This window comes from Ruegeria marisrubri, assembly GCF_001507595.1.
Taxonomy (GTDB): domain Bacteria; phylum Pseudomonadota; class Alphaproteobacteria; order Rhodobacterales; family Rhodobacteraceae; genus Ruegeria; species Ruegeria marisrubri.
Genome location: NZ_LQBQ01000012.1, coordinates 568,440 through 579,784, shown reverse-complemented (window position 1 = coordinate 579,784; position 11,345 = coordinate 568,440). Strand labels below are relative to the sequence as shown.

General features: G+C 61.7%; 10 protein-coding genes. 2 read left to right on the top strand and 8 right to left on the bottom strand.

Annotated features, from left to right (window positions below; all coding sequences use genetic code 11):
* Nucleotides 1-23 precede the first annotated feature (23 nt).
* The 4 genes from AVO45_RS09840 to hemA all read right to left on the bottom strand — a co-directional run bounded on the left by AVO45_RS09840 (nt 24) and on the right by hemA (nt 4,251).
* The gene (locus tag AVO45_RS09840) at nt 24-452 is read right to left on the bottom strand and encodes a GNAT family N-acetyltransferase (RefSeq protein ID WP_068346405.1); all 429 of its coding nucleotides are present in this window, start codon (nt 450-452) and stop codon (nt 24-26) included.
* Between the two features lie 44 nt (nt 453-496).
* A complete protein-coding gene (ispG, locus tag AVO45_RS09835; protein WP_068346403.1) occupies nt 497-1,618 on the bottom strand; it encodes a flavodoxin-dependent (E)-4-hydroxy-3-methylbut-2-enyl-diphosphate synthase in 1,122 nt (373 codons plus the stop codon).
* Between the two features lie 73 nt (nt 1,619-1,691).
* Nucleotides 1,692-2,897, bottom strand: coding sequence for a helix-turn-helix domain-containing protein (locus AVO45_RS09830; protein WP_068346401.1), 1,206 nt, complete (start codon nt 2,895-2,897; stop codon nt 1,692-1,694).
* Nucleotides 2,898-3,027: 130 nt separating this feature from the next.
* The gene (gene hemA, locus AVO45_RS09825) at nt 3,028-4,251 is read right to left on the bottom strand and encodes a 5-aminolevulinate synthase (protein ID WP_068346399.1); all 1,224 of its coding nucleotides are present in this window, start codon (nt 4,249-4,251) and stop codon (nt 3,028-3,030) included.
* Nucleotides 4,252-4,595: 344 nt separating this feature from the next.
* Between hemA and AVO45_RS09820 the strand changes: the two genes are divergently transcribed.
* A complete protein-coding gene (locus AVO45_RS09820) occupies nt 4,596-5,981 on the top strand; it encodes a dipeptidase (protein WP_068346397.1) in 1,386 nt (461 codons plus the stop codon).
* A 160-nt stretch (nt 5,982-6,141) separates the two neighbouring features.
* On the opposite strand, the gene lpdA is transcribed toward AVO45_RS09820, so the two are convergent.
* Nucleotides 6,142-7,536: a dihydrolipoyl dehydrogenase gene (gene lpdA / locus AVO45_RS09815; protein ID WP_068346395.1), complete on the bottom strand. Its 1,395-nt coding sequence runs from the start codon at nt 7,534-7,536 to the stop codon at nt 6,142-6,144.
* Nucleotides 7,537-7,761: 225 nt separating this feature from the next.
* Here lpdA and AVO45_RS09810 point away from each other — a divergent pair, with 225 nt between their 5' ends.
* Nucleotides 7,762-8,199: a hypothetical protein gene (locus AVO45_RS09810; protein WP_068346392.1), complete on the top strand. Its 438-nt coding sequence runs from the start codon at nt 7,762-7,764 to the stop codon at nt 8,197-8,199.
* Here AVO45_RS09810 and AVO45_RS09805 read toward each other — a convergent pair.
* The 3 genes from AVO45_RS09805 to queA form a co-directional block, all read right to left on the bottom strand.
* The gene (locus AVO45_RS09805; RefSeq protein ID WP_068346390.1) at nt 8,196-8,774 is read right to left on the bottom strand and encodes a DUF924 family protein; all 579 of its coding nucleotides are present in this window, start codon (nt 8,772-8,774) and stop codon (nt 8,196-8,198) included. The two genes, AVO45_RS09810 and AVO45_RS09805, sit on opposite strands and share 4 nt — an antisense overlap.
* A gap of 110 nt (nt 8,775-8,884) precedes the next feature.
* Nucleotides 8,885-10,156 carry an MFS transporter gene (locus AVO45_RS09800; protein WP_068346388.1) on the bottom strand — a complete coding sequence of 424 codons (1,272 nt, stop codon included), beginning with the start codon at nt 10,154-10,156 and terminating at the stop codon, nt 8,885-8,887.
* A gap of 109 nt (nt 10,157-10,265) precedes the next feature.
* The gene (gene queA, locus AVO45_RS09795) at nt 10,266-11,312 is read right to left on the bottom strand and encodes a tRNA preQ1(34) S-adenosylmethionine ribosyltransferase-isomerase QueA (RefSeq protein WP_068346386.1); all 1,047 of its coding nucleotides are present in this window, start codon (nt 11,310-11,312) and stop codon (nt 10,266-10,268) included.
* Nucleotides 11,313-11,345: the final 33 nt, after the last annotated feature.

Below are 11,345 nucleotides of genomic sequence, written 5' to 3'. Positions count from 1 at the left end.
GGCGGTGATCCGCCCCTTTTTCTTCAGACCAGGGATTTTTCGAAGGTCGCCTTGGCGAAATCCCCGGCCTCGGGACCGTCGCGGTGAACCTCGGTCCAGCCGTTCGCAAGATAGAACCCGATCGCCTGCGCATTGCCGACAAAGGTTTCAAGCCGCGCCTGCTCATGGCCCTCGGCCCGCATCTGGTTCTCACACCAGTCCAGTATGGCAGTGCCCACGCCCTCGCGGTGCAGGGTCACGTCCACCATCATCAGGTGGATGAACCCCTCCCAATAGATCGCGAACCCGACGATCCGGCCGTTCAGCCGCGCCACGTAAAGGTTCGAGATATGGTCGGCAATCTCGGCGTCTGACTGCCCGCTTTCGATGAAACCGGCGACCGTCTCCTCTCCCAGAAAGACCGACGCGGTTTTCCGCAGCGTCTCGCGCGCGATGGCCTGAACCGGCGCCAAGTCTTCCGGCGTTGCCCGGGATATCCGCAGCCCTTCCACGACCGCTACTCGGCCGCCTCGGCTGCGGCCTCGATCTGGGCGGCCTTCTTCTCGACCTGCTCGACGATGTGGTCAATCATCTGGTCGTTCGACATCTTGTGGCTGGCCTTGCCCGCCAGATAGACCATGCCCGAGCCGGCACCACCGCCGGTAAAGCCGACATCGGTCATCAGCGCCTCGCCCGGGCCGTTCACGACGCAGCCGATGATCGACAGGCTCATGGGCGTCTTGATGTGTTCCAGCCTCTTTTCCAGCGTCTCGACCGTCTTGATCACGTCGAACCCCTGCCGCGCGCAGGACGGGCACGAGATGATGTTGACCCCGCGATGGCGCAGGCCCAGCGACTTGAGGATTTCATAGCCGACCTTCACCTCTTCCACCGGATCGGCGGACAGGCTGACGCGGATCGTGTCCCCGATGCCCATCCACAGCAGGTTGCCCAGCCCGATGGCCGATTTGATCGTGCCGCTGACCAGCCCGCCGGCCTCGGTAATGCCCAGATGGATCGGCGCGTCCGTGGCCTCGGCAATACCCTGATAGGCGGCGGCAGACAGGAATACGTCGCTGGCCTTAACGCTGATCTTGAACTCGTGGAAATCGTTGTCCTGCAGGATGCGGATATGTTCCAACCCGCTTTCCACCATCGCCTCGGGGCACGGTTCGCCGTATTTCTCCAGCAGGTGCTTTTCCAGGCTGCCCGCGTTCACGCCGATCCGGATCGAGCAGTTGTGATCGCGCGCCGCCTGGATGACCTCTTTCACCCGCTTCTCGTCACCGATATTGCCCGGGTTGATGCGCAGGCAGGCGGCGCCGGCCTCGGCAGCCTCGATACCGCGGCGGTAGTGGAAATGGATGTCGGCCACGATCGGCACCGGGCTTTCCTTGACGATCTCTTTCAGCGCCTTTGACGAGGCCTCGTCAGGAACCGAGACACGCACGATATCCGCCCCCGCCTCGGCCGCGGCCTGCACCTGTGCCACGGTCGCGGCGACATCGGTCGTCGGCGTGTTGGTCATGGTCTGCACCGCAATCGGGGCGTCGCCGCCCACGGGCACGTTGCCGACCATGATCTGACGGGATTTCCGGCGGTAGATATCGCGCCACGGGCGCACGTGATTGAGAGACATGAAGGTCAGGTCCGCGTGGGTTCCGGTTCTGCCCGATACATAGGCCGGTCGCGCAGGCCCTTCAATGCCGGTCTTACTCGACCGGGGTTTCGGGCGACTCGATCTCTGCCCGAGCCTCGGCCACCATCCGTGCCAGATCGTCATCCTGTTCGAGATCGGCAACCTGATAAGTCCCGGTCACCGCGTCGATCGAAAGCGGTACGTTCTTGGTCACGACACCGCGTTCCCCGACCGGGCCGTAGTGTTCGCCATTCGTGGCGAAATAGATCGCGCCGCTTTCGCCGGCGCGCAGCAAGGGCGGCTCTTCCGTCAGCGGCACTTCGTAGGTTTCACCCGATTCCATGATCTTTTCGAAGATCGTCGATCCATCGGCGGCCGTCACGCGCACCCAAGACGGCCGTACCGCCACCATCACCAGCGAAGGCGCGACTTCCTCCAGCACCTGCGGCGGCATGGGCTCGGGCTCGCGCTGGGTTTCCGCGATCTGGACCTCGGGCAAGGCCGGGGCGCGGAATGCCCCCACGGTTCTCGGATCCAGAGTCGATATCGGCGCATCGCGGGCCACCAGAACCGGAACGTCCAGAGCCTGCGGCCGGTACAACCGGTCCAGCGCATCGGCATCCGGGCTTGTCATTCCGGCGGTCTGAACATCGGCCTCCCGGTTGCGCGCCTCGTCCAGAGGGTCGAGATCCGACAGGACAAGAGGTGCTTGCTCGACCGGAGCGACCTGAACCTGCTGCACCTCTTTCAACACGGTCCAGCCGCCGTAGCCGATACCGGCGATCAGGGCCAGCAGAACCAGCGACGACCCGATGGCCCTCGGTTCGATCTGGTTGAGGACCGACTCCCGACCGGGCACGAAAGGCGTGTGGGGGGAAATGAACGGATCCCGCCCCATGGGGCCCTGCGCCGGCAGGCCACTTTCCGACTTCTTGACCACCGAGGCCTCGGACGACATGCCATGCGCGACCTGAAAGCCGCTTTCCTTGCAGAATGTGGCAAAGGTTTCGTCGGGATTCATGCCCAGGTAGCGGGCGTAAGAACGAACATACCCGGCAATGAAACCGGGTGTGTCAAACGCGCTGGGGTCGCAATTTTCGATGGCGGCGATGTAGTTGGCCTTGATCCGCAACTCTCTCTGAACATCCAGCAGCGACTTGCCCATCGTCGCCCGCTCGCCTCGCATGATGTCTCCGAGCCGAAGTTCGAAATCGTCGAATCCTTTTGGCCTGACCTTATCCGCCTCTTCGGATTCGCGCTGTGCCTTGCGCCTAATCATGCCTGCCGTCCCATTCTGCCCGCCGCGTGTGTTCCGCGATGCGGCGAATCGTTTCATTCCCGACTCGCCCGCCTCTTTTGTTAGAAAAAGCTTAACACGCTGCAAGCGAGTTGCACACCAAGGCCTTACGTTACCCCGCAAGTTCGGCGCGATTCAGCGCACAATGTGACCAAAGTTCGTCCATCGCCTGGACCAGGCGGTTCATCTCGTCCGGTCCGTGGACGGGCGACGGAGTGAACCGCAGGCGTTCGGTTCCGCGCGGAACGGTCGGGAAATTGATCGGCTGGACATAGATGCCGTAGTTTTCCAGCAGCATGTCGCTCAACTTTTTGGTGTGCACCGGGTCGCCCACGATCACCGGCACGATGTGGCTGCCGTGATCGATCAGCGGCAAGCCCAGCCCTTTCAGGCGCAGTTTGAGGATGCTGGCCTGTGTCTGATGCTGCTCGCGCAGCTCCGGCGCGCGCTTGAGGAAGGCGACCGAGGCCGCCGCCCCCGCCGCAACCGCCGGCGGCAGCGAGGTGGTGAAGATGAAGCCCGGCGCATAAGAGCGCACTGCATCACACATTTTCGCGCTGGCCGCGATATAGCCGCCCATCACGCCATAGGCCTTGGCCAGCGTGCCGTTGATGATGTCGATCCGGTGCGCCAGACGGTCACGCTCGGTCACGCCGCCACCGCGAGGGCCGTACATGCCGACCGCGTGCACCTCGTCGATATAGGTCAGTGCGCCGAATTCGTCGGCCAAGTCACAGATCTCCTCGATCGGGCCGAAATCGCCATCCATCGAATAGACCGATTCAAAGGCGATCAGCTTGGGCGCGGCCGGGTCGTCAGCCTGCAGCAGTTCGCGCAGGTGGGCCACGTCATTGTGGCGGAAGATGCGCTTGGCGCCCCCGTTGCGGCGCACGCCTTCGATCATCGAAGCGTGGTTCAACTCGTCGGAATAGATGATCAGCCCCGGAAACAGCTTGGGCAGCGTGCTGAGCGTGGCGTCATTGGCGATATAGGCGCTGGTGAACAGCAGCGCAGCCTCTTTGCCGTGCAGGTCGGCCAGTTCGGCCTCGAGCCGCTTGTGATAGATGGTCGTGCCCGAGATGTTGCGGGTGCCGCCCGATCCTGCCCCAGCCGCCTCGATCGCCTCATGCATGGCCTCGAGCACCAACGGGTGCTGGCCCATGCCCAGATAGTCGTTGCCGCACCATACGGTGATATCCCGTTCGGTTCCGTCTGGCTGGGTCCAGACTGCATGCGGGAAATGCCCCTTGCGGCGTTCGATATCGATGAAGGTCCGGTAACGTCCTTCTTCATGCAGCTTGGCAATCGCGGAATCGAGCTGAGCAGTGTAGTCCACCGGGTCCTCCTTTATCGTCCCTCCGCCATCTTTCCCTGCGGCGGCAGGACCCCATTCGTCGATGTGAATAAATTCACATTCCTGAATGAATAACTTCTGTGTGCCTTCAGATCAACTGCCTATATCCACGCCCGACGCGGCGGCATTGATTTGCATCAAATATCTATTTAGGCACCGCCCCTCAAGCATAGTTCCGGCCAACGGACGCGAGTAAACGACGCAGGGCGCATCACGTCGCGGCAGTTGTTTCCGATAATATCACTTTTTCTTGCCCGGGCACACTGGACTGTCCCGCCGCCGCTGATAGGTTTCGCGAGAAACCCAGACCCACTCAGGAGCCCCCAATGTCACTCGACGCCGTTCTGAACAAGATCGACAGCGGTCTTCCCACCGCCATTGACAGGTTGATGGAGTTTCTGCGAATTCCTTCGATCTCGACCGACCCGGCCTACAAGGAGAACGTGGACAACGCCGCCGACTGGCTGGTCGCCGACCTTCAAAGCATGGGGATTTCTGCAGAGAAACGCCCGACCCCCGGCCACCCCATGGTCGTTGGCCGTGTTGGCGAGGACGCCGACGCACCGCATCTGCTGTTCTATGGCCACTACGACGTCCAGCCCGTCGACCCGCTGGAACTGTGGAACCGCGACCCCTTCGATCCGGCTCTCGAAGAGACCGAAAACGGTCAGGTCATCCGTGGCCGCGGTGCGTCCGACGACAAGGGGCAGCTGATGACCTTCGTCGAGGCCTGCCGCGCCTGGAAGGCCGTGCATGGCAAACTGCCCTGCCGGATCACCTTCTTCTTCGAGGGTGAAGAGGAATCCGGTTCCCCCTCGCTGGTCCCGTTCCTCGAGGCCCACAAAGACGAGTTGAAGGCCGACCTGGCGCTGGTCTGCGACACGTCGATGGTATCGCGCGGCGTGCCGTCGATCGCGTCGCAGCTGCGTGGCATGCTCAAGGACGAGTTCACCATCATCGGTCCGCGGATCGACCTGCATTCGGGCCACTACGGCGGCCCCGGCCTGAACCCGCTGCGCGAGATGTCCCGTATCGTCGCCTCGTTCTATGACGATGAGACCGGCCGCGTGGCCGTCGAAGGATTCTACGAGGGCGTGCACGAGGTTCCCGCCGACCAGCTGCGGCAATGGGAAAACTGCGGTTTCGACGAAGCCGAATACCTCAATTCCGTCGGCTACACACAGCCGCATGGCGAAAAGGGCTACTCCACGCTCGAACAGCAATGGGCCCGGCCGACGCTGGAAATCAACGGGCTGTGGGGCGGCTACAACGGTGCCGGCTCAAAGACGGTGATCCCCAGCGAAGCCCATTGCAAGATCACCTGCCGACTGGTCGGCGACATGGACCCCGACAAACTGCGGGACAAGATCCGCAAGCACGTCGAGGACCGCCTGTCACCGGACGCCAAGGTCGTATGGGACAATGACTTGGAAGGCTCACCCGCATCCGTGATGAACCTGGACCGCCCGGAATTCGAGGCCGCGCGGGGCGCGCTGTCCGACGAATGGAACCGCGAGGCAGTATTCACCGGCATGGGCGGTTCGATCCCGGTCGTGGGTTACTTCACTACCGTGTTGGGGTTGGATTCCATGCTGGTCGGCTTTGCCAACGATGACGACGCGATCCACTCGCCCAACGAAAAATACGACGTGAAAAGCTTCCACAAAGGCATCCGATCCTGGGCCCGGATTCTGGATGCTCTGACCCGCTGATCAGAGTATTTTGCGAGGCTCTGCCTCGCGCTCCGGGATATTTGCAGCCAGATGAAGGACACGTCCGCACTTCATCTGGCCCAAAATATCCCGGGGGAGCCGCGCGCAGCGCGGTGGGGGCAGAGCCCCCGCCCGCGATCAGCCAATATGTGATACGCGCTTACATGTGTATGACGCGGCCATATGCGTCCAATACACTCTCATGCATCATTTCGGACAAGGTCGGATGCGGGAAGACTGTATTCATGAGGTCTTCCTCGGTGGTTTCCAACTGGCGGCCCACCACATAGCCTTGTATCAACTCGGTCACCTCGGCGCCCACCATATGAGCTCCCAGCAACTCGCCCGTTTTGGCATCGAAGACCGTCTTGATCATGCCTTCCGGCTCACCCAAGGCAATCGCCTTGCCGTTGCCAATGAAGGGGAAGCGGCCGACCTTGACCTCATGGCCCAGTTCCCTTGCCTTGGCTTCCGTATAGCCGACCGAGGCCACCTGCGGGTGGCAATAGGTGCAGCCGGCGATGCTTTCGGGCTTGACCGGGTGTGCGTGCTTGCCCGCAATCAGCTCGGCGACCATGACGCCTTCGTGGCTGGCCTTGTGTGCCAGCCAGGGCGCACCGGCGATGTCGCCGATGGCATAGAGACCATCGACACCGGTGCGGCAGAATTCATCTGTAACGACATGGCTGCGGTCGATCTTGACTCCCAGAGCTTCGAGCCCGAGGTTCTCCACATTGCCGACGATGCCCACGGCCGAGATCACCGTGTCGAACTCAAGCTTTTCGACCTTGCCGCCGGTCTCGATATGGGCCGTCACCTTGCCCTTGCCACGGTCCAGCTGCTTGACCATGGACTTCTCCATGATCTTCATGCCCTGCTTGACGAACGCTTTCTTGGCAAAGGCGCTGATTTCAGCATCTTCGACCGGCAGGACCCGGTCCATGACCTCGACAACGGTCGTGTCCGCACCCAACGTGTTGTAGAAGCTGGCAAACTCGATGCCGATCGCGCCCGAACCGATGACCAGCAGCTTCTTGGGCATCCGAGGGGGCTGCAGCGCGTGCTTGTAGGTCCAGACCAGGTCTCCGTCGGCCTCGAGACCGGGCAGCTCGCGTGCGCGTGCACCGGTGGCCAGGATGATGTTCTTGGCCGTGAGTTCCTCGGTACCCTTGTCCGTCTTGACACTGACCTTGCCCTTGGCGGGGATCGTCGCCTCGCCCATCACCACGGTGACCTTGTTCTTTTTCAGCAGATGCCCGACACCGCTGGCCAGTTGCTTCGCTACCCCGCGCGAGCGCTTGACCACTGCATCCAGATCGTAGCCGATCTTGTCCGCGCTGAGGCCGAATTCCTTGGCGCGTTCCATCAGATGGAACACCTCGGAGGACCTCAGCAGCGCCTTGGTCGGGATGCAGCCCCAGTTCAGGCAGATGCCGCCCAGATGCTCGCGCTCGACCACTGCCGTCCTGAGGCCCAGCTGCGCCCCGCGAATGGCGGCGACATAGCCGCCGGGGCCCGCGCCGATAACGATCAGATCAAAGGATTGTGCAGCCATGAGTACCCCTCGGCGCCGGTGGATTGGAAAACTAGTTTACCATTAAACTAACTCCTTCCGCGCATCAACCACGGCGTTCCGCGACAAATTTGACGCCAGGTAATACAGCGGACTTTGCGCGGGTTTCAGCCTATACGCGACCCGAGGGAATGTCTAAAACTATGGCATCGCCGCCCTTTCGGCGTAAGATATCCTGTTTCGCATCAATGAATTGAAAGACTTGCCATGGCCAGAACGCTCAAGGATCTTCTGCTTGCCCTCTTGAACGCCACGCTGCTGCTGATGGCTTTATGTCTGTTTCTGGCCTGGAAAGTAGCCTCGACCGTAGACGGGCTGGCCGCCACTTTCGCCCAGAACCTGGAACTTGTTGCGCCGTTGCGCGACGAAGCGGCCGGGTTGCGCAGCGAGTTGCAAGCGATGAGAAGTGATCTCGGCGATGCGCTGCAAGAGAAAGGCGAGCAGTTGTCCGAAGCTTCGCAGCAGCGCATTCAGGCGATCCTGACGCGCTTGGAGGCTGCCGAGCAGAGGCTCGAAACGGCGCAGGCAGGCATCTCTGACCTGTCAGAGGCGCCGGAAAAACTGATCGAGCACGCCATCGAAACTTCGACCGACGCCATCGCCGATAGCGTCATGGAAATCCGGGGCTGTACGCCGACGTCCTAGCCGGCGGCCTGCATTTCACGAACGGTCTGACCGTAGCCGCCACCGCTGACGTAGTCCGCTTCCTGCTCGGTCATCTCGCGGCGCAACGCCTCGTTTCGGTACGGGAACCGGCCGAACTTGCGGATCACCTCGCGATGCGCCCGCGCATGCAGCAGATTGCCGGCGCCGGAATTCGGCATCCTCTGGCACATCAGACGCACGCAGCGCTCCTGGTCGCACAGATTTTCCGAATGCATCATCGGCAGATAGAAGAACTGCCGCGCCGGTTCGTCGATCTTGAGATCCCAGCCCCGGTCCACCGCCCGCTTCGCCGCCGCCAGCGCCGCGCGATCCGTCTCGAAGGCGCGTGCGTCGCCCCGGAACATGTTGCGCGGGAACTGATCCGTCAGGATGATGTAGGCAAGCGATCCGCTCGGGCAGGTCAACCAGAGCGACAACTTGCCTTCACGAGCAGCTTCCCAGGTTCTCAGGAAACGATTGCGGATCTGCGCGTCCAGTTCTTCGTCCTGCAGATACCAGCCCTCGGGACCGACTTCTTCCAACCAGAAACTCAATACTTCTTCAGGACCAACCATTGTCCTTTACTCCGTCTAAACTCCCCCCCAAGGGACGTAACGTCATTAAAATCCGATTTTAAGATCTATAACAGTAACATCTTACTACATTGGCGACATAAAATTAACCTCTACACGACATCTTGAGCTTCCTGCTCTTCCTGCTCGGTCTCGATGACGTATTCCTGCGCGACCTCGACCGCTACAGGAGATACCGTGGGATAAATCGGCGACATGTGCCCGGTTTCGTCCACCGGGATCGACGCGCGCTGGGTCATCCGGTAGAGCGCATAAACCGCCAAAACCAGCAGAAGTGCCGCAATAATAAGGAAAAATCCCGCCGGGCCGAAAATCTCATCTCCCATCAACCAGCCAGTAACCAGCGGCCCTGCGATCGCGCCCAACCCGTTGATGAAGATCAACCCGCCCGACGCCGCGGCCATGTCTTCGTGATCAAGATAGTCGTTGGTATAGGCAATCAGCAGCGAATAGAGGGGGTTCGACATTCCGCCGATGGCAAAGGCCGCGATCAAAAGAAACTCGTATTTCCACCCCACGACCATGCCCATCAGGGCGCCCGCACCACCGAGGACCGACACCAACAGGATCAGGATTCGCCGATCCATGCGGTCCGACAACCATCCGATCGGATATTGCAGAAGCAATGCGCCGACATAAAAAGTCGCAACGAACAGCGACAGCTCTTTCAGAGACAGTCCGGCCTTCGCGCCATAGACCGCGCTCATGCCGAACTGCGCCGAAAAAATGCCGCCCAGCAGGAACATGCCGACGCAACCCAGGGGCGAGGTGTTCATCAACTCTTTCAGCGACATCGGCTGGGTGGTGTCGAAGGCAGGGGTTGGTGAGATCGACAGCAGGATCGGTGCGAAGGACACCGAAACAAGAATCGAGGCGATCACGAAGGTTTCATAACCTGCGGGATCTCCGACCAGCATCAACGCCTGCGCGCTCACGATCCCCATCATCTGCACGATCATGTAGAGCGACAGGGCCTGCCCCCGGTTCTCGTTGCTGGCCGCGTTGTTCAGCCAGCTCTCGGCGGTCACATAGACGCCCGAGAAACAGAAGCCGATCACGACCCGCCCGATCGACCAGGCGATCGGGTCGGTCAGCATCGGATACATGATCATCACCGCCGAAATGAACGACGCCAGAGCCGCGAAGACCCGCACATGCCCCACGCGCCGGATCATTTCCGGGGTCAGCTTGGACCCACCCAGAAAGCCCACGAAATAGGCCGACATCACGAAGGACATCTGGAAGGTGGAAAAGCCTTCGATCTCGCCGCGAACGCCCAGCAGCGTCCCCTGCAGGCCATTGCCCACCATCAGGAACCCCATCCCGAGAAGAAGCGCCCAAGCGCTGGAAAGAACCTGAAGCATATGGGCCTCCGCAACCGGGTGTCAGAATTCGGCGTCAGAAACGATCTGACACCGGCTTGGTCGCGCTTGTCCATTACATTTGAGGGATTCGATCCTGAAAACGCGCCATTCAGGGGATCAAAAGCGACGCGTCCCCGTAGGAGAAGAAGCGGTACCGTTCGGCGACGGCATGGGCATAGATGCGCCGCACGCGATCCTGCCCCATCAGGGCCGACACCAGCATCAGCAGCGTGGACTTGGGCAGGTGGAAATTCGTCATCAGGGCATCGGTGACGTGGAACTCGAAACCGGGATAGATGAAGATGTCGGTCTCTCCCTCCCAAGCCTCGATCTCGCCCCCGCGCGCGGCGCTTTCGATCAGGCGCAGCGCGGTGGTTCCGACCGGGATCACGCGCCCGCCCGCCGCCCTTGTCGCGCGGATTTCTTCGGCGGCCTGCTCGCTCACCCGCCCCCACTCGGCATGCATCTTGTGGGTGGTCACGTCCTCGACCTTGACCGGCAGGAACGTGCCTGCCCCCACATGAAGGGTGACATGCGTGAACGCGACACCGCGCTCGGCCAGTTTCGCCAGCAGCGCCTCGTCGAAATGCAGAGAGGCGGTCGGGGCCGCGACGGCACCCGAATGGCGCGCCCAAATAGTTTGATAGTCGGTTTTGTCGCGCTCGTCCGCCGGGCGTTTGGCCGCGATATAGGGTGGCAGCGGCATCGCGCCTGCCGCTTCCAGCGCGCTGTCGAAATCCTCTCCGGACAGGTTGAAGCGCAGATAGGCCTGCCCGTCCTCGACCCGCTCGAGCGTCGCGCTCAGTTGATCCGAAAACACGATCTCTTCACCCGTTTTCACCTTTTTCAGCGGCTTGAGTAGCGCAGCCCATGTGCCGTCGGCCTGTGGGTCCAGCAAGGTTGCCTCGATCGCGGCGGAAACCGGACCCTGCGCGCTTTGCCGATGACGCCGCCCGCTCAGCCGCGCCGGAATCACGCGGGTGTCATTGAGAACCAGCCGGTCGCCCGGGCGCAGCCAGTCCGGCAGGTCGATGACGGTGGCATCCGTGATCGCATCGCCCTGTGCCACCAACAACCGCGCCGACGAGCGCGGGCTTGCCGGGCGGGTGGCGATCAGGTCTTCGGGCAGGTCGAAATCGAAATCGCTGAGTTTCATGGGCGCGCATTACCCCGAGCCGAGAGATTCGGC

Excerpts from the sequence above, each read along its gene's own strand:
- AVO45_RS09820 (WP_068346397.1), top strand. The coding sequence starts at position 4,596 with ATGTCACTCGACGCCGTTCTGAACAAGATCGACAGCGGTCTTCCCACC.
- queA (WP_068346386.1), bottom strand. The coding sequence starts at position 11,312 with ATGAAACTCAGCGATTTCGATTTCGACCTGCCCGAAGACCTGATCGCC.
- ispG (WP_068346403.1), bottom strand. The coding sequence starts at position 1,618 with ATGTCTCTCAATCACGTGCGCCCGTGGCGCGATATCTACCGCCGGAAA.
- AVO45_RS09830 (WP_068346401.1), bottom strand. The coding sequence starts at position 2,897 with ATGATTAGGCGCAAGGCACAGCGCGAATCCGAAGAGGCGGATAAGGTC.
- AVO45_RS09800 (WP_068346388.1), bottom strand. The coding sequence starts at position 10,156 with ATGCTTCAGGTTCTTTCCAGCGCTTGGGCGCTTCTTCTCGGGATGGGG.
- lpdA (WP_068346395.1), bottom strand. The coding sequence starts at position 7,536 with ATGGCTGCACAATCCTTTGATCTGATCGTTATCGGCGCGGGCCCCGGC.
- AVO45_RS09805 (WP_068346390.1), bottom strand. The coding sequence starts at position 8,774 with ATGGTTGGTCCTGAAGAAGTATTGAGTTTCTGGTTGGAAGAAGTCGGT.
- AVO45_RS09810 (WP_068346392.1), top strand. The coding sequence starts at position 7,762 with ATGGCCAGAACGCTCAAGGATCTTCTGCTTGCCCTCTTGAACGCCACG.